This window comes from Hydrocarboniphaga effusa AP103 (assembly GCF_000271305.1).
GTDB classification, from domain to species: domain Bacteria; phylum Pseudomonadota; class Gammaproteobacteria; order Nevskiales; family Nevskiaceae; genus Hydrocarboniphaga; species Hydrocarboniphaga effusa.
In genome coordinates this window covers 693,820-712,658 of the sequence record NZ_AKGD01000002.1, presented here as the reverse complement: position 1 = coordinate 712,658, position 18,839 = coordinate 693,820, and the positions used below count along the sequence as shown (strand labels likewise).

General features: G+C 67.1%; 8 protein-coding genes and 1 tRNA gene. All 9 read right to left on the bottom strand.

Annotated features, from left to right (window positions below; translation table 11 throughout):
• Positions 1 to 4 precede the first annotated feature (4 nt).
• The 9 genes from WQQ_RS14480 to WQQ_RS14440 all read right to left on the bottom strand — a co-directional run bounded on the left by WQQ_RS14480 (position 5) and on the right by WQQ_RS14440 (position 18,756).
• The gene (locus tag WQQ_RS14480; protein WP_007185964.1) at positions 5 to 1,408 is read right to left on the bottom strand and encodes an Ig-like domain-containing protein; all 1,404 of its coding nucleotides are present in this window, start codon (positions 1,406 to 1,408) and stop codon (positions 5 to 7) included.
• Positions 1,409 to 1,456: 48 nt separating this feature from the next.
• The gene (aspS, locus tag WQQ_RS14475) at positions 1,457 to 3,298 is read right to left on the bottom strand and encodes an aspartate--tRNA ligase (RefSeq protein WP_083844608.1); all 1,842 of its coding nucleotides are present in this window, start codon (positions 3,296 to 3,298) and stop codon (positions 1,457 to 1,459) included.
• Positions 3,299 to 3,485: 187 nt separating this feature from the next.
• Positions 3,486 to 3,800, bottom strand: a complete 315-nt coding sequence (locus WQQ_RS14470) for an FmdB family zinc ribbon protein (protein ID WP_040454176.1) — start codon at positions 3,798 to 3,800, stop codon at positions 3,486 to 3,488.
• Positions 3,801 to 4,006: 206 nt separating this feature from the next.
• Positions 4,007 to 5,371: a PstS family phosphate ABC transporter substrate-binding protein gene (locus tag WQQ_RS14465; protein WP_192812977.1), complete on the bottom strand. Its 1,365-nt coding sequence runs from the start codon at positions 5,369 to 5,371 to the stop codon at positions 4,007 to 4,009.
• Positions 5,372 to 5,537: 166 nt separating this feature from the next.
• Positions 5,538 to 17,051 (bottom strand): filamentous hemagglutinin family protein, encoded by an 11,514-nt coding sequence (locus WQQ_RS14460; protein WP_007185960.1) that lies wholly within the window; start codon positions 17,049 to 17,051, stop codon positions 5,538 to 5,540.
• A gap of 25 nt (positions 17,052 to 17,076) precedes the next feature.
• Positions 17,077 to 17,385, bottom strand: coding sequence for a hypothetical protein (locus tag WQQ_RS14455; protein ID WP_157534696.1), 309 nt, complete (start codon positions 17,383 to 17,385; stop codon positions 17,077 to 17,079).
• 28 nt (positions 17,386 to 17,413) lie between these two features.
• Positions 17,414 to 17,917, bottom strand: a complete 504-nt coding sequence (locus WQQ_RS14450) for a YbjN domain-containing protein (RefSeq protein ID WP_083844577.1) — start codon at positions 17,915 to 17,917, stop codon at positions 17,414 to 17,416.
• A complete protein-coding gene (locus tag WQQ_RS14445; protein WP_007185957.1) occupies positions 17,914 to 18,567 on the bottom strand; it encodes a hypothetical protein in 654 nt (217 codons plus the stop codon). The genes WQQ_RS14450 and WQQ_RS14445 overlap by 4 nt, the downstream gene beginning before the upstream one ends.
• A gap of 113 nt (positions 18,568 to 18,680) precedes the next feature.
• Positions 18,681 to 18,756, bottom strand: a tRNA-Lys gene (locus WQQ_RS14440).
• Positions 18,757 to 18,839: the final 83 nt, after the last annotated feature.

Genomic DNA, 18,839 nt, shown 5'->3' with positions numbered 1-18,839 from the left:
GGACTTACTCGGCGGCCGGAGCCGGCGTGATCGTGACCGTGGTCTTGATCGGCGCCGTGACCGTGGTGCCGTCGATCGACGTATTCGGCGTGGCGGTGATCTCGGCGGTATCGGTTTCGGTGAGATTCGCTGCGGACTGCATCAGACCGATCGGACTGCCCGAGGGGAACGCCGCAACCGTCCTGTCGTCCGAACTCCAGGTGACCTGGCGCGTGATCGGCTGCGTCCGGGCTCCATTGTCGAACGTCCCCTGCGCAGTGAACTGCTGGGTCTCGCCCGACACCACGGTCGGCGTCATCGGAGCGATCGTGAAGCTGGTCAGGTCGCCCGCCACCGGCGTGATCGACAGCGCGTTACTCGTATAAGCGGCGGTTTCGCCCTCGTCGGCCTGATCGCCGTCGCCGTTGAGGTCGATGGCACAGCAGGCGGCCCGGACCGGCACCGCGGCGCCGGCCTTGAGGGCGGTGACGATGCCCGTGCCGACCGACAAGCGCGACGCGGCATCGGAGTCGGTCGAGTCGTTGGTGCGGGAAAACGCGGCCTGGGAAGTCAGATCCTGCGGCTCGATGCCCTCGCCGAAGTTGGCCTTGAGCGTCAGCAGCTCGTTGGTGTTGACGATCAGCTCGCCATTGAAGCCCTCTTCGTGCGTCAGCGTCAGCGACTCCGGCACCGCCACGTTCACGGTGGTGCTGACCACCTGGTTGCAATACGGCAGCGTGAGTTCGAGCGTCAGCGGGCTGCCCGTGACGCCCAGGGCGGTGACGACCGGGACGGAGCTCGAAACGACGACCTTGGCCAGCGTGTCGTTGACCGGGTTGAACGCCGCCTTCACGAGCTGCGTGCCGCCCACGGCCGTCAGGTTGGTTTCGACGCCACCGAGCTTGGCCATGAGCTGCAGGCCCTGCCGCGAATGCAGGGTGAGGTAGGGGTTGGCGGGCGTGATCGTGAAATCGGTCGGAGTGCCGACCTTGACCGTGATCGTGGCCTGCAGGTCCAGATAGTTCGCGCGGATGGTCGTCTCGCCGACGCTGCCGGGCACGATGACGCCCTTGCCGAGCATGAGCGTGGAATCGATCGGGCTGGCGATGTCGCCGTTGCTGACGCGGGCGACGGCCGGATTGTCGGAGCTCCAGTCCGCCCGCGTCGTGAAATCGCCGATGTCGTCATCGCCGCGCGTGAAGGTGCCGAACAGGCTCAGCGACCGCGGCGCGCACTGGTAGGCGTCCACATCGGTGTACTGCTCCTGGATTCCTTCGAGCGTGGTCGAGAACTCCGCCGGCACGATGTGGATCCGGTCGAGCGAGTTGCCGTCGCCGACGCCGTTGCAAGCGCCGAGCGCGAGCGCTCCAGCCGATGCGGCGAATACCGCCATGAGCGAGGACAGGGGGCGGCGGATCGACTTCGACATGCGGCGGACTTCCTTCGTGACCTGATGAATGGCGTGCGGCGGATCGGCTCAGGCCGATCCGGCGGGCGCCGCGCCGCCGGTGTTGCCCGGCGTACCTGGAGTTGTAGCGGTTTGTGCGGTGCCCTTGGGCTGGACAGTCGAACGGATCGACAGTTCACGCAACTGACGCGCATCGACCTGGCCCGGGGCCTTGGTCATCGGGTCGTGGGCGGTCTGCGTCTTCGGGAAGGCGATGACTTCGCGGATCGAACTGGCGCCCGCCATGAGCATGATCAGGCGGTCGATGCCGAGCGCGATGCCGCCGTGCGGCGGAGCGCCGTAGGACAGCGCTTCGAGCAGAAAGCCGAACTTCTCCTGCTGCTCCTCGGGCGAGATGCCGAGCAGGTCGAACACCGCCTGCTGCACGTCGGCACGATGGATACGCACGCTGCCGCCGCCGATCTCGATGCCGTTGAGCACGATGTCGTAGCCCTGGCTGATGATCGTGCCCGGGTTGTTGCGCACTTCCTGCGCGTCGAACTGCTTGGGTGCGGTGAACGGATGGTGCAGCGAAACCCAGCGCCCATCGTCCTCCTCGAACATCGGCCAGTCGACCACCCACAGCGCGGCCCAGCCGCCACGCGTGATGCCGAGATCGTTGCCGACCTTCAGACGCAGCGCGCCGAGCGCGTCGCAGACGACCTTGAACTTGTCCGCACCGAAAAACAGGATGTCGCCGTCCTGCGCCCGTGTGCGTCCGAGGATGCCCGCGAGCGCTTCGTCGGACAGGTTCTTGACGATCGGCGACTGCAGGCCGTCGCGGCCCTTGGCCTTCTCGTTGACCTTGATCCAGGCCAGGCCGCGTGCACCGTACTGCGTCACGAACTGCGTATAGCCGTCGATCTGCCCGCGTGACAGCTTTTCGCCGCCGCCAGGGACGCGCAGCACCGCGACGCGGCACTTGGGATCCTTGGCCGGGTTGGCGAAGACCTTGAAGTCGGAATCGGCGACCAGGTCCTTGATCTCGACGAGTTCGAGCGGGTTGCGCAGGTCGGGCTTGTCCGAGCCGAAACGGCCCATGGCGTCGGCGTAGCTCATGTGCGGCAGCGTGCCGAGATCGACGTCCATGACCTCGCGGAACAGGTCGACGAACATGCCTTCGATCATCGCCATGATCTCGGTCATGCTCATGAAGCTGGTTTCGACGTCGAGCTGGGTGAATTCGGGCTGGCGATCGGCGCGCAGATCTTCGTCGCGGAAGCAGCGGGCGATCTGGTAGTAGCGATCCAGGCCCGACACCATCAGCAGCTGCTTGAACAGCTGCGGCGACTGCGGCAGTGCGAAGAAGCTGCCCTGGTGGGTACGCGAAGGCACCAGATAGTCGCGCGCGCCTTCGGGCGTCGCACGCGTGAGGATCGGCGTTTCCACGTCGACGAAGCCGTTGGCATCCATGTAGTTGCGGATGCGGCGGATCACGTCGTGGCGCAGGCGCAGGTTCTTCTGCATCTGCGGGCGACGCAGGTCGATGTAGCGGAAGGCCAGGCGCGTGTCCTCGCCCACCGAGTCGTCGTCGATCTGGAACGGCGGCGTCTCGGAGCGGTTCAGCACTTCGAGCTGCTTGCCGAGCAGCTCGACCTTGCCGCTGGCCAGGCTGGCGTTCTCGGTGCCGGCCGGGCGCGGACGCACGCGGCCGGTGATCTTGACCACGTATTCCGAACGCAGGCGATCGGCCGCGGCGAAGGCTTCGGCGGTATCCGGATCGAACACGCACTGCAGCACGCCTTCACGGTCGCGCAGATCGATGAAGATCACGCCACCATGATCCCGGCGGCGATGAACCCAGCCGCAGACGGAGACGGTTTCGCCGGTCAGCGCTTCGGTGACCTGGCCGCAGTAGTGGGAACGCATCATGGTTGGAATCGGATTGGGAGAACGGAGCGGGCCCGGCGAGGGCTTGCGCGAGGCGCGCATTGTACGCGCCTGAGACGTTTGCGGTCGAAGCCCGAAGGCCGGGCTTTTTCGGCCCTCATCAACGACAACGCCCCCGGCAAAGGGGGCGCTGCACAGGGTGAAGCTCGCAGGCGTTTCGGCTGCGGGTTCAGCTCGAGCTCGAGGCCGCCGGCGTGCTGCTCGCGGCCGGGGCGGGCGACGCGCCGGAGCTGGTCGCGGCGGGGCTCGCGGCGTCGCCCGACGAGGACGTACCGCCGCCCTCGGCGAGGTTGCGCTTGCCGCCGGACTTGAAATCGGTCTCGTACCAGCCGCCGCCCTTGAGCCGGAAACCGGCCGCCGACATCTGCTTGGTCAGCGCCGGCTTGCCGCAGACCGGGCAATCCCGGGCCGGCGGGTCGGACATACGGTGGGAAATCTCGGACTGCTTACCGCACTCGGTGCAGAAATACTCGTAAATAGGCATCGCGTTCGCCGGAGGATTCTTGGAAAGTCGGGATGCTCCCAGCTTGGGGAACAGCGACGTATTTTCAAGGGCCTGGCGGCCCAGGTCCAGCACGAATCCGATCCAGCTCCCGGGGCCGGCAACAAAAAAACCCGCCTCCGGAGAGGCGGGTTCCAGGAGTGCGCCCTAGACGGACGCGAACTGCAACAATCGTTGGGAAGCCCGTCTTACTGGTTGATGCAGGCCGCCGGGGCCTTCTTGGTGCCGGTGATGTTGTTCTTCAGGTTCACGCCGCCGAGGAACGACAGGCCGGTCTTGGCGCCGATGAACAGCTCGCCACCTTCCGGAGCCGAGGCGCCCTTGATGGCCGGGTTGTACGGAGCCGCGAAGAAGTTGCGGACGTTGGTGACGTCTTCACCGTAGCCCTTGTAGTAGCCGAGCAGGTAGCTCACGGCGACGATCGGGTACTGCTTGTAGTCGCCGGCTTCGACGATCGAGGTGGCGTAGGCGGCCGGGTCGACCACGAACACGCAGCCCGGGTTCGGAGCGGTCAGCGCGACAAGCGTCGGACGGCCATTGGCGTCGTTCGAGCCCAGCACCTTGTCGGTGTTCACGGCCGAAGCCGCGATCTTGAAGGCCTTCGGGTTCTTGTCCGGGCTCTTCTTCTTGCCGCCGGCCTTCAGCGAAACCGAGGCGAACTTGACCGCGGCGGTCGGATCGAGCTTGGCGACCTGCACGGCGTTGGCGACTTCGGCGTAGCCGATGGCGCCGTCATTGGCGTTGACCGCGGCGGTCACGCCGCCGTTGCCGCTGGCAGCGATGGCGCCGGCCGGAACCGCGGACGAGCCGCCGACGAAAGCGTTGGCGAAGGTCGACTGCGTGCTGAAGCCGGAAACCGTGGTCGGAGTCGCGTAGGCCGGGTTCGGGCAGACATACGAAAGGTGGTTGCTGAAGCCGAACGAGGTGCCGCTGCTGTCGCTGCGGTAGACCAGCTTGATCGGCTTGGCCGGGCGGCCCAGGTCGCTCCAGTTGGTGATCTGGCCGGCCCAGATCTGGCAGATCTGCGATTCGGTCAGGTTCAGCTGTTCGGGCGCACCGTTCTTCTTCACGACCTGGTTGTTGTTGTAGATGATCGCGATGGCGCCGGCGGCGGCCGGGAACTGCACGGGCTGGCCGCGCGTAGCGCCCTTGTTGGTCACGCCGAGGTTGAACTCCGAAGCGCTGATCGGGGCATCCGAAGCGCCGAAGTGCGCATCGGCCGTCGGAGCGGCGAAGCCGGTCGGCGACGACGCGTAGGTCGGGCAGGTGCCGGTGCCCTGGTTGGCGCCGGTGATCACGCCGCGGCCGGTGCCGCTGCCGGTCTGGCAATACGAAACCGTCGGATTGGTCGGATCGAGCGCGCTGTAGAGACCGAACAGAGAACCGGCGTCGCCCTGGCTGCTCAGGCGATTGTCCGGAGTCGGGGCGAGCCAGGTGTTGCCGACGTAGCCGATCGCCGGCAGCGTGGCGCCGCCGCCGTACAGCGTGGTGCTCGGGGCCGCAAACGCGGGAGCCGCGATCGCCGCGCACGCGGCCACCACGATTGATTTCATCTTCAAGCGCATCGGTACTCTCCAGAGAGGTTTTTTTGCAGGGAAGTGTCGAGCCGTCGGCTCTATGCAACGCGGTGAATCGTAGAGATCGATATTTGCAACAAATTGAAACTTTGAAGACAAAGGCGGTTCGAACCGCCTTTTTTCAGGTTTTTTTTGATTTTTTTTACGGCGCACCCTCGGAGCCGAAGCCGATCACTTCGACGGTGATCAGATTGGCCGCCGTTTCGTTCTGGCGATTGGCGCCCGCCACCGAATCGGCACTCTGCTGCACGGCCGCCGCCACCGAGCTCGCGGCCGCGACCGAACTCACGTCGACCAGGCCCGTCGGCACGCCGACTTCGTTGCCCTGCACCTGGATGTTGTCGGCGTTGGCGACGCGCAAAGCTGCCACGTTGAGGTTGCCCGCCACGCGAATACCGGCGTCGCCGGCATCCACCGTGCCGCGCGGGGCGATCAGGTTGGCGCTGCCCGAAGGCGCATCCGGAAGGGTCTGCAGAACCGCGATACCGGCACCGCTGACCTGCGAACGCGCGTCGACGACGCAGAACTGATCGAGGTCGCAGATGTAGGTCACCGGAGGCAGTTCGGTGCTGGTCTTCACGCCCTGGCCTGCGTTGATGTCGCCGTTGGAACTCCAGATCAGCACGTTGCCGCCCTGCTCGGTGAAAATGCGACTCTGGGCGAGCAGCACGTTGCGATCGGCGAAAAGGCTGATGGCACCTTGTTCCAGAACCAGGATGCCCTGCACGTTGGGGCTGATGCCTGCGGAGAACGGCGGATTCGATGCGACGAACGGCGGTGCCGCCACGCTGCCGACGAGCACGTCGCCGCCCGGGCCGACGATCGAAATGCTGCCGCCCTGCTGTGTCTGCACCGTCGACCCGCGCATGTCGAACTGGCCCGTGGCGATCAGCTCCTCGGCACCATTCTCGCCGCCGTTGAGCGAGTTGCTGGTGTAGCCGAGCGCCGCCGGGAACAGGGTTTCGATCGCACGGTAACCGCGCGAGAACTGCTGGTAGCCGGCCGCATCCGGATTGTTGAAGTCGACACCGGTGCGATCGAGGATGTCGAAGAACACCGAGTACAGATGGCGCTGCTGCTGATAGTCCGGTAGCAACCGGAAGGCGTCCCAAGCCTGCTGCTCATCGAGCGATACCGTGCCCGCACCACCTGCGCGACGTTGCTGGTCGGACAGGTAGGCCGTCATGAACTCGATCAGCGATTCGCCGTAGCCCGGCAAGCCTTCGGCCGGAGCAAACGGATTGGCGTAGGCATTGGCGAACTCGCTCGTCGCGATGCCCGGACCGATGCCGAACACCACCGAGATGTCCGCGCCGCGACGTTCGAGGGAAGCGTTGTAGAGATTGCCGACCGAGTAGATGCCCGGATACGCCGGATCGAGGCCGACCAGATAGTTCAGCTGCAGCGCTTCGTTGGCCGAAGTGATCGGACCGACGTTGCGCCCGGCCTGCACCACCAGCGTACCGTAGCCGCCGAGTTCGATCACCGGCAGGGTCTGTTGCACCACCAGCGGACGGTCGTACAGATCACGGCCGGCCGCGATCAGCGTGACGTCGGATTCGTAGAGGTTCTGGCCGCGGAAACTCAGGTCGACGATGTCGCGGCCTGCGCGAATCAGCGTCTCCTTGTTGGTCGCGATCGTCACCGCGTTACGGAAGTCGGCGTCGCCGTCGACGATGTCGCCGAGTGCGCTGTAGATCCGCACCGGTTCCGCATCCCTGGCATGCAAACCACCGGCGACATGCAGTTCGAACTGCGAAGCGGCGCCGTCGTAGATGAAGCTGTTGCGCAGCGAAGTCGCGGCGAGCAGATTGGCAGTCGACGGCAGCAGCGACGGGCTCGCGTCGATCAGGCCGAAATAGGTTCCAGTGCCACCCTGATGGAAGAAGCGCACATCGTCGCGCGCGATGATGCTGAGCTGGCCCGTCGCCGACGGATACAACTCGCCGCGGCTCTCGATGCTGATGCCGCCCGCGAGCGCATTCAGCGAAAGATTCGCCGGCAGCACATACGGATAAGCGGAAGTCAGCGCGGTGCGGCCGTAGCCGAGTACGCGCGAAGAGGCGGTGCCGAAGCGCAGATCGCCGGCGACCGAAGTCACTTCGAGGCTCGAATCGCTGCCGTAAGCCTGCGAATCGAAGCCCGCGAACAGATACGACGGGTTATAGACACCGCCGATGACCACGTCGCCGATGGCCTGCAGGTTCAGCTGCGATTGCTGCAGGGCGAGCAGCACACCCGTCGCGCTGCCGGCCGCGTCATTGCGTGCGGACAGCACCGAGCCGCCGATGTCGAAGCTGCCCGCACCACTGGCGACGAAGTAGCTGCCGCCGACCAGATCGCGGCCCGTGCTCACGCTCAGATCGCCGCCACCGTACACCGTCGCACCGCTGCGACTCCAGTTGGTCGGCAGCGAAACCGACAGATCGCGAACCTCGTTGCCTGCGCTCACCGACACGTCGCCGCCGACGCTCAGCACGCCCTGGTTGAACGCGCCGAAGTTGATCGCCGCCGTCGAATACTCGCCACAGCCGCCGCGCTGCGCGATCAGGCAGCTGCGTTCGAGCCAGGGCCACCAGGCCTGCGAAATGTTCGCGCCGCGCACGTCGGTGCGCGTGCCGTTGGTGTCGTAGACATCCTGCACGCCGATGATGTCGACGCCCGCGCTGATGCGGATCGAGCCCGCCGCTTCGGCGTTGACCGAGCCGGTATCGATGAGCGTCGGCGCACCGCGCACGGTGTACACCACCGTGCTGGTCGCCTGCGACTGCCCGCTCGCGAGACGGCCCGCGGCGATGATCACCGCAGGCGCTTCGGTGTCGAGCAGCTGCACGCTTCCGGCGGCGGCGATGTCGATCGAGCCGGTGCCGGTGCGGATCATCGTCGGCACGTAGAGCGGACGACCGAGGGTCGCCACGACGGTGTGGCCGTCGATCAACACGTCGCCATCCGCATTCTCGATGACGGCGAGCGGATCGACCGCATCGACATCCGCTCCGGCGACGAAGCGATACGAAGTCGAATCGACCGTCGTGATCGCGCCGCTCGCATCGCGCGTGGCGCCCGCCAGCGTCGCCGCGATCAGCGCGCTGGCGGTCGGTGAAGCCGTGTTGTCGGTCGGCCCACCGATCGGATTGCCGAGCAGGAAGAAGCCGTCGCTGATGCTCGCGTCGAGGTTCAGGTCGCCCGCCGCACGCAGGCTCAGCACCGGCGCGATGCTGTTGCGATAGCGGTACTGCAGGCTCAGCGTGCCGTCGGCGTTGCGCGTACCGGCCGCGAGGTTCCAGTTCGACAGCACCGAGATATCGCCATTCGGATTGACCAGGTCGATGCCCGGACGCACGACCAGATGATCGATGAAGCCCAGGCGTTCTTCGAACGCGAAGCCCGGCTGCTGCACGAAGTCGCGCAGCGTGGTCTGGTAGAACGCGGCGTGATCGGCGTTGGTCGACTCGGCCGCTTTGCCGGCCGCGGTATAGCCGCCCGCCGGATCGACGATGCCGTCGAAGTGCGTCGCGCCGCCACCGGTGTCGGCCGAACTCCAGGTGGCGTAGGACTCGAGCGTGACTTCGCGTGCACCGATGATCGCGCCGCTGGGTGCGACGTCGACACCGACATCGCCGTCGGCCAGCAGCGGCGCGCGCAAGCTCAGGCGTCCACCCGACAAACCGCCCGAGCTGCCGCCGCTCACATCGAGGCGTGCATTGTTGCCGATGGTGATGCGGCCGGAATCTTCCGCATCGACGTTCTGATAACCGTACTGCGCGTTGAGCGTGCCGTTGCCGCTGCCGGTCGTGGCGAGCGTGATGTTGCCGCCGCGTTCGCTCGTCGAGGAACCCGTTGCGATCAGCGCGCCCTGTACATCGACGCCGCTGCGGCCGAACAAGGCGATGTCGCCGCCCTTCTCGCCCGAGACGTTCAGCGTGCCGAGAATCACCACGTGGCCCTGCGCATCGGCGTAGCCGCCGGCACCGCCGGTCGCGGACAGGCTGATCGAATCGGCGCTCAGGCTGCGGCCGGCCGACAGGCTCAAATTGCCGCTGCCGGTCTGGATTGCGAGCTTGCCGTTGACGCCGCCGCTGCCCAGCAGCGAAGCCAGCGCATCCAGATCGACCGCGCCTGCGCTGTCGAGTGTGAACGAACCACCGCTGCGACCGCTGGCCGCGCCGCCGCGCAGGCTGGCGCCGAGGCTCACGTCGCCATGGGCCGCATCGATGTCGAGCGCGCCGGCGTTGCCGCCACCCTGCGCGCCCGAGAAATCGAGTACCGAGCCTTGCGCGAGCGCGATGTCGCCTTGCGCAGCGCTCAGGCCGATGCGGCCGCCCGCTGCGTACTGCTTGACGTCGTGCACGGTCACCGCGGCACCCGCGACAGACAGCGCGCTGGTGCTGCCGAGCGAGACATCGCCTGTGGTCGCGTCCAGATCGATACGGCCGGCGCTGGCTTCGATTCGGCTGTCGATGGAAACCGAAGCGCCTTCCAGCTTGACCGCGCCTCCGGCGCTGCCGCCGACCTTCGAGCTGCCTGCACCGACAGTGTCGAAGCTCAATGCAGCGGCGCTGCGCAGCAGGCTGTCGCTGCCCGCCGTGGCGACGAGAATCGGCGCGTGCAGGGCCAGCGTTGCACTGCCGCTATCGAAGCTGCCGTCACCGACCGCGACCAAGCCCTGCGTGCCGGTGATGCTCACCGCGCCGAAGCCCGCGGTGGCGATCGCGCCATCGCCGAAGTTCACGCGGTTGGCGCTCAGATTGAGCGAGCCGTTGCCGGCGACGAGTTCTTCGACCGTCGCATCGAGCATGTTGGCCAGCGTGATCTCGCCGGCCTGCAAGTTCACCGTGCCGCTGCCTTGCAGGACCGCCGCGCTGAGCGTCAGCGACGCATCGAGATCGATGTCGAGGTTGCCGACGAAATCGATGCTGCCCCGACTGATCAGGTTGATGCGCTCGGCATCGGCGAACTGATTCAGCGTACCGGGGCCGATGACGAGGCCGCCGATGTCTTCGCCCTGGCGGGCGCTCGAAACGAAGCTGATGAGACGGCTGATCGCATCGATGTTCTTTGCCGAGAAGCGAGCCGTCGCATCGACGAACGTGTCTCCGGCCGACTCAAGCGTGATCGCGCCTTCGGCACTCACGCGCACGTTCTCGCCGAGGTTCAGGCGACCGTAGGTGTCGTCGAAAGTCGGCAGGTTGTTGCGAATGACGCTGACCGAATCACCGTTGGAGACGCGCAGCAAGGCGCCGTCGCCGCTTTGCTCGGTACGTGCATTCCCGGTGCGACCGACGATCAGGTTCACGCTGTGGCCTTCGGCCACGGTGCCGACCGCCTCGATACGGCTGCCCGAACGCACATCGACACCGTTGCCATTCGCATTGGCGACCAGGACGATTTCGGGTGCCGACAGCGCGGCGCCGGCACCGGTGTCGACGACCACGTCGCTGGCGCGCACGTCGATGTAGTCGCCCTGGTCGGTGCGCGAGCGAATGCCGCCGATCAGCAGGCTGCTCGCTCCGAGTCCGTTGAGCTGGTCGACATCGAGCTGCACGTAGCCGTAGCGCGGATCCTTGGGATCTTCCTTGTTGTCCTCGTCCCTGGCGACGGCGACGACCTCGGGAACCAGCATGATCTGGTTGGCCGCGATATCGACCAGCGCGCCGGCGCCGCCCTCGCCCGCCGCAGCCTGCAGCGTGGCGCGGACATCGAGCGAGCGCGTCGCCGCGAGCACCAGCTGGCCGGCATCGACCGGCAGACGGGGTGTCACGCGGCCCTGGGTTTCGGCGAGTTCGGCGAAGTAGGTGTTCGCGCTCGTCAGCGAGTACTGCGAATACTGCTTCCAGACCACACCGGACTGCACGTAGAACGCCGTGCTGCGCGCATCGCGAGCGCCCGTGTAGTGATCCACGTAGTAGCCCGATTGCAGGCGCGTACCGTCGGCCAGGCGCTGATTGAGCGAGGCGGACGTATCGATCGCCGAAGTGTCCTGCACCACGCGAAAGGCGCCCGGCAGCGTGGCGTATTCACCCGGCAACAAGGTGTAGATGCCGGCCGGCAGCCCGCCGCCGCCGGACAGATACACGCTCTTGCCGATCAGCGGATCGCCCGACACCAGCGCGGCATCGTAGGCGGCAACCGAGCTCGCATAGCCCGGAATCACCGCATAGACCGCGCGACCATCGCTGTAGAGCGGCTGCTGTCGCTCGCTACCGCCGGCGTAGACCGTGTTGGTGCTCGACAACACGTTGCGCGTACCACCGACGCCGGGCACCCATTCCTGGGCCTGCAGATCGCCGCCGCCGGACAGATCGACGACCGCGTTGGCGGTGATCGTGACATTGCTTCCGCTGATCGCGATCTGCTTGTCCGGCGGAGCCGTGAGATTGCTGATCGAGGTCGCCGGTGTCGGACTGTTGGCGGTGCCGTCGTACTGCCAGTTCTGTCCGTCGACGGTGGCGCCGTACGGAATCACCGAATCGCCGAGCGAAACCGAGGTGATGCTGCCGCCGTTGAGCTTCACCGTCGCGGTGCGCGTACGCGGCAACAGCAGGGTACCGTCGCGGCCGTCCGCCGATACGCCGAAGAAGCTGAAGAGTTCGCGCGCGCTCTGGTCGCCGGCATTGGTGATGCCCAGGACGATGTGGCCCGACGGCGCACGCAGAATGCCGGACTGCTCGATATGCGTCGCATCGACGAGCAGCGCACCGCCGGCCGAAAGCGGAACCTTGTGGCGCGGAGCACCTTCGTTGCGCTCGAAGCTCACGGTGGTGCCGTAACCGTCGTCGGCGACGGCATCGATGATGAAGGTATTGCCGGTGGCCGGATAGATCTGGTCGGCCTTGAAGGTGAGATTGCCCGAGGTGTAGAGCACACCTGGAATCGCGGTAGCCGATCCGGTGCTATCGAGCCGATACATGTACTGCGCCGGCGTGATGAAGCGAATGTCGCCTTCGCTGTTGAACACCGCGCTGCCGAAGCCCTGCAGCGAGAACTGGCCGCCCATGTCGATGGACTGCGCATTGACGACCAGATCGACGTCCTCGCTATTGGATGGCTGGGCGACGATCTCTTCGTAGATCGCACCCGGCGCATAACCGTGCAGGTTCACATAGCCCGCTTCGAGCGTGATCGTGGTGTCGTCGCGGTCGCCGCCGTAGACGATCGCAGAGGCATTGATGGTCAGCGCTCGGGCGACCCGGATCGACACCCCGTCCGCGAACACCACCGGCAGCGCGCCGCTGTCGCTGAGCGTCGGATCGACACCGAGTTGCAAGGTGGCGATGCCCGAACCGTCGAGCAGGCTCGTCGAAAAGTTGATGACGCCCGAGGCCTGATCTTCGACCTGCTGCCCCGGCGCCCCGGTGCCGTCCGGCAGGGCCACCGGCGTCTTGCCCACTTCGAGCCGCGTGGCGCCGGTGAAACCGTTCGAGGTCGTGTAGCGCAGCCCGGCCAGCGGCGTCACCGCCAGCGTGCCTCCGGCGGCCGACGGATGCCCGCCTGCCGCATGGAGTTGCGCGTCGAAGTACAGCCCGGCCGCCGCACCGATGCGAATGCTGCCGCCATCGCTCCAGACCGTCTGCGAATGCAGAGTGCCGTCGCCGGTGTTCGGCAGATCGAGCGTGGTCTGCGTGCCCGAAGCGTTGATGCTCGGCTTGCTGCCGTCCGCACCGCGCTCGGTGATGATGGTGCCGGTGTCGTTGGTCAGCGTGACCGTGCCGCCGTCGAGCACGTCGCCGTTGCGCACGCTCGCGTCCTTTCCATCGACGTGGGCGCTGCCCGCGAGCGGATCGAGCACGCTGACGCCGGAAACGTCGAGCACCACGTTGCGGCCGATCCAGATCGAATCGCTGCCGCTGCTGTAGGCCGCGTTGTTGACGGTGCCCGGAATCTGCGAATAGCCGCTGTTGGCGGTATCGCCGGTGAGCGTGATGCGGCCGCCGTGCGCGACGATGCTGCCGCGAACGGTGAGCCGGTTGACCGAGCCCAGCAGGATCGAAGCGCGCGCATCGCCGAGCAGGCTCGCGCCTTCGCCGAGCGTGAGCGTGCCGGCAATGCCTTGGGCGCTGTAGTCGGCCGGACGGCCGCCGCTGCGCCAGTTCAGATGATCGCCCGCGTAGAGCGAAAAGTCGGTGGCTTCGCGACGATAGTCGTCGAGCCTGCCGATGCTCACGTGTTCGAGGAACTGCGCGCTTCCGGTCGGAACCGCCGCACCGAGCAGCGCCTCGCGATCGGCGACGTAGTTCGACTGCGTGATCTGCACCTGAGCGCCGTCGACGATGGTGGCGTCGTAGATCGAGCTCAGCGTATACGCACCGAAACCGTTCTGGCTGAAGAAATCCCCGGCCAGATGCAGCGTGCCTGCGCCGACGCTGTCGTCGCTGCCGCCGATCTGGATGCCGAGCGCGCGCAGCGACAGCCGGCCGCCACCGGCAAAGCCGTAGCCGCGCAGTTCGCCACCGAGATCGAGCTGGCCCTGCGTTGGACGCGAGCTCGGCAGCGGAAGGGCTTCACCGCCGAACACGAAGCCGTTGTTGATCGCATAAACCTGCAGCGCGATGTCGCCGCCGCGTCCGTCGAGCACGCCCTTTGCCGATTGCGACAGGCTGCCGTCGGGCCGCACGCGGCCGCCGCTCGAAACATCGAGCAGGCTGCCTTCGCCGAGCCTGATCGAACCGGTGGTGTCGACCGCGCGATCGCCTTGCAGCGCCGCGTTCTGCAGCGTCACCAGCGAAATGCTGCCACCGTCGATCGTCGCAGCGCCGCTGATCTGGTCTTCGCTGAGCCCGGTATCGTTGACCCAGACACCGCTGGTATCGAGCTTCACGCCCGCGCCGACGCTGATGTCGCCGGCCACCGGCGCGCCGTCCGCCTGCGTCGGCAGCGTCGAGCCTTCGACGCCGGTTTGGCCGGTGGCGATCACGCTGATGTCGCCCGCACGCGCCACCAGATCGCCTTCGATGGTCACGCGCGCCGCGACCAGCTCGATACGGCCGAGCGGCTGCACCGCGAGCCCGCTGCCTTCGACGCGAATCTCGCCGCCTTCGGGCGTGCGCGTGGCCGAGCCGGTCTGCGCGGGGCTGTCGGCGACCAGCGTGACCGACGAGAAACCGCCCGCACCCAGGTCCTTGCCCGAAATCTGCGTCCAGGCGCTCAGGCTCGCATCGACGTCGTCGAGCGCGCTGCCCGCATCGAAGCCGGCGCCGAGTCGCGTGACCTCGTCGCGAACCACGTAGCTCGGCCCGGCCGGCGTGAACGCCGCGTCCGAATAGACCAGCGAGCCGAGCGAATTGTTGTTGCCCTGCCCGGCGTAGAACGAGCCGCCGACCGCGAGATCGGCATCGGCCACCTGGTGGCGACCCGACATCGCCTGCGCCGAGATGGTGCCGTTGAGCACGGTGGCGCTGTTGCCGTAGACCTGCAGCGTGCCCGCGTTGCCGCCTTCGATGTACGACGATTCGTAGTGCCCGCCCATCGCGGTCAGCAGCGGATTGACGTAGTACGAGGTGAGGTTCCAGCGCGACTGCTGCGAAACGTGCACACCCGCCAGGCCGATGTACGCAAGGTTCGGATCGGCGTCGGCGATATCGATGATCGCGCCGTTGGCGGCGATCAGGCGCGTCGTCGTGATGACGCCGCCGAGGTAGTGCAGATAGCCACCGTCGAGGTTCAGCGTCGAACCGCCGCGCGTGATCACTTCGCCGCCCGCGAGCGCGATGTTGCCGCCGTCGAGCAGCAGCTCCTTGATGCCGCGCGGAACCTGGTCGACGTAGCCGCCGACGTTGGCGAGCGGCGTACCGACCCAGGTCGAGCCGTCCGCGCGCGTGCCCGATTGACGCGAATCCACCGTCACGCCGCTGCCGAACAGCACGCCGTCGCGCTGCAGCGGCATGTCGGCGAATTCGTTGAGGCCCAGGCGCGCGATGGTGACGAGATTGTCGGCCATGCTCATCTGCACGTCGGCCAGGCCGGCGACGTCGACGATCGCGCCGTCGTCGATGTAGATGCGTCCGGCGACCCAGCCCTGGCCGCCGCCGAAGCGGACCGCGCCGGTGGTTTGCGCCACCGCGGAGATCGTCACGTTCTGTCCGGGCGCTTCGATCAGCGCGCCGTTGTCGATCGTCACCGCACCGCCGCGCAGGCTGATGCCGCCGCGCTGGAAGGTCTGCGTCGCGGTGTCGGTGCTGATGGTGGTTTCGTCGTTGGCGTCCGGCAGCAGCGCGGTCATCGACCGGCCGCTCATGCGCACGGTGCCGGTGCGCTGACCTTCTTCGTCGATCGCGACGATGTGGATGCTGCCCGGCCGCGTCACGCTGCTGGTCGCAGCGAGCACGCCGTTCTGCTCGATCCGGTTGCCGAGCAGGGTGATGTTGCCGCGCGGCGATTCGATGAGGCCCGAATGCGTGAGCGTGGAATGCGGGGTGACGTCGGTGGAGCCGTCGAAGATGCGGCCCGTGAGGACCGGATCGAGCCGGTTCGAGCCGCTCGCCGAATTGTTGAGCGTCACGCCGAGGCCGGCCGCCAGGATCACCTGCCCTTCGGTCGCCGCGATCGCGCCCGCGTTGTCGACGTTCGGAGCCGCGATCAGCGAGTAGCCGAGCGTGTCGGTCTTGATCGAAGCCCCCGCTGCGATCTTGATGTCGCCCGGCAGGTTCAGCGCCTGCGCGGCGGACAGCGTGGTGGCGTTGTCGAGGCCGAGGATGCGGCCCGAGGCGGTGTTGGATCCGACCGAGGTGATCCCGGTTTCGAGGAACAACTTGTTGCTGTAGGCCAGGTAGCCCGCGTCGTCGCCGGGCTTCAGGCTCGTGGCGCCCGTGGGCAGGTACAGCGGCAGCGTGCTGGCCACCAGCGAGTGCACGTTCACCTGGCTCGAACCGGCGAACAGGATGCCGTTCTGGTTGATCAGGTAGACGGTGCCTTCGGCGAGGATCCTGCCGTAGATCTGGCTCGGCGCGGCCGAGCCGCTCACGCGGTTCAGCGCGATCCAGTTGTTGGTGCCGTCGCGCTGCGTGCCCGCACTCTGGTCGAAATGCAGCGTGGTGTGCTGGCCGATGCTGAACGAATCCCAGGTCAGGATCGCCTTGTCGGCGTTCTGCCTGACGGTGACGGTGGTCGCGTTGCCCGAGGTGGTCTGCGTCGGCAGTTCGGCGTTCTGCCAGCTGCAGGTGTTGGTGCTCGCGCAGGCATTGGGATTGGCGACATCGAGCGCGGCCGAAGCCGATACCTGCAAACCACCGGCGCCGAGGCCATCGGGCACGTTGGCCGGCGTCTGCAGCGCAAGCTGGCGCGCGGCCGACTGCGCGACCTGCGCCGAATTGATCGCCTGCACCGCCCGGCTCAGGTTGGTGATCGAACGCTCGGCGCGGATGCGCGCCTGTTCGGGCGTGGTGACGACACCGCTGCCGACGTTCTGGCCGAGGTTGCCCGCGGCCGCGTCGGCCTTGGCCGTCGGCGCCGGTGCGCCGGTGCGCTGGGCGAAATACGCCGCGCTGCCGAACTGCGGGTTGGCCGCTGGCGCCGCGCCGCTCCAGGTGGTGGCGGCCATCACCGAAAGACCCATGCCGCTCAGCAGGGCGCTGCGCTTCCATTTGCCCTGCACGGACAAATGCAGCCGCATCGGAGAGGCGAGTTCGGTGGACACGGGTCCGCGCGGCTTGGATTTCATGTTCGGGTCACTCCGTCGCGGACGGTCAACGAGACGGCTGCAACAGCGGCGGCCGGTAGTACTGCGAAGGCCGGTGCGGAATCACCGACACGCCAAAGGAACTGCCCATGCGGATCCGCGTGGCAGTCTGGTTGTAGAGCCCGGCCGCGGTCGGCGACTCCGGTGCGGACGCGCCGGCCAGCGGCGGCGCCCATTGCCGTTGGTCCGCACTGCGCTCGGCGAGCGTCGCGAGTTCGGCGTTCAGGCATGCGATCGACACGTCGCCCGGCAGATTCACGCACACGTCGGCGGCGTTCGCGGCCTGCGCCTGCAACAGCGCGGCCACGATCGCCAAGCCGCGAAGCGCCGGGCGCAGCGACATCTCAGGCCGAAGCAGCCGACGCCGGTGCGGCTTCCGGCGCGCCATGCGATGCATTGCTCGATGCGCTGTTCGAGACCGGACGCTTCAGGTGATGCAAGAAGTCCTGGATCACGCGGTCCCAGATTTCGATCTGCGCCTGCAGGTTGCCGGGCGCCACGCCGCCTGCGACGAGCACGTCCATCGTCAGCACCAGCAGCTGGTTGCGGCGGAACAGGCGCGCGAAGCGCTTGCCTTCGTTCCAGCCTTCGATGAGCCCGGCCGGCAAGCTGCCTTCGATCGCGATCCAGCAGTGGAACGAAAAATCGGCATAGCGCCCCACCTCGCTCGGCAGCTCGTTGCCGAACGCGACGAAGAAGCCCAGGCCCTGCGCCGCGCTCTGGATCTGCGGGCCCGAAGGCGTGTCGCCGAGGCTGGCGCGATAGCCCGCCTTGCGCAGCGCTTCGGCGACGTCGTCGGGGGACAGCGAATTCAATAGTTCGGTAGCGGTCATGGCAGCGGTACTCATTGCGGTTTCTGTTGGGTTTCTTCGACCGACGGCAGCTGCACGCTGGCGTCGATGATCCGGCCCCGATATTCCTGTGCGATCAGTTCGTACTTGCGCGACAGGCCCAGCAGCGGCTCGCGATCGCTCACGCTCGCGAGCGCGCCCTTGTTGCGATAGCGGCCGACGAGTTCGTCGGCGATCGATACCAGCGTGGCGTTCTTGGCCTCGCAGGCGGTGACGGTTTCACGCGTCTGCGCGAGCTGCGTTTCGAACTCGCGTGCCGCCGTATCGCGCGTGCGGGCGAGCTGCGCCGCCTGCTTCTGCGAGTCCTGCCACTGCACGAGCACTTTCTGGGTTGCGGCGAGCTGTTCTTCGAGCTGCCTGGCGCGTGCGGCTTCGTTCGATGCGCGCGCACGGGCCTGGCGCAGCTCGGCCGCATCGACGGCCGGAGCCTCGGCCTTCGGCGCCGGTGTCGGCGCCGCAACCGGAGCCGGGCCGTTGCGGCGCAGGTTGTCGAGCTCGGACTTGAGCGCGGCGTTTTCGTCCTGCACCTGGCGCAGCTCGGTCACCGACTGGCGCAACTGGTCGCGCAGCCTGGCTTCGGGCGTCTGCGCGTGGGCGGAGCCGGATGCGCAGAGCATCACGGCACCGATCAGAAATGCGCTTCGCATCCCCTGATCCAGCCCGCCTGGCCGTTCCTCTCTCCCGCTTGCGGGAGAGAGTCCCCGCGTAGCGGGGGAGAGAGGGCCGCTCGGCACAGCGGGCTCGCTTTCTGGGCCGCCCCTGGTGGGCCCTGAGTGATTCGAACACTCGACCAACGGATTAAGAGTCCGCTGCTCTACCAACTGAGCTAAGAGCCCCCGCTCGGCACAGCGGGCTCGCTTTCTGGGCCGCCCCTCTCCCGGTCCTTCGGACCACCCTCTCCCGCAGGCGGGAGAGGGAA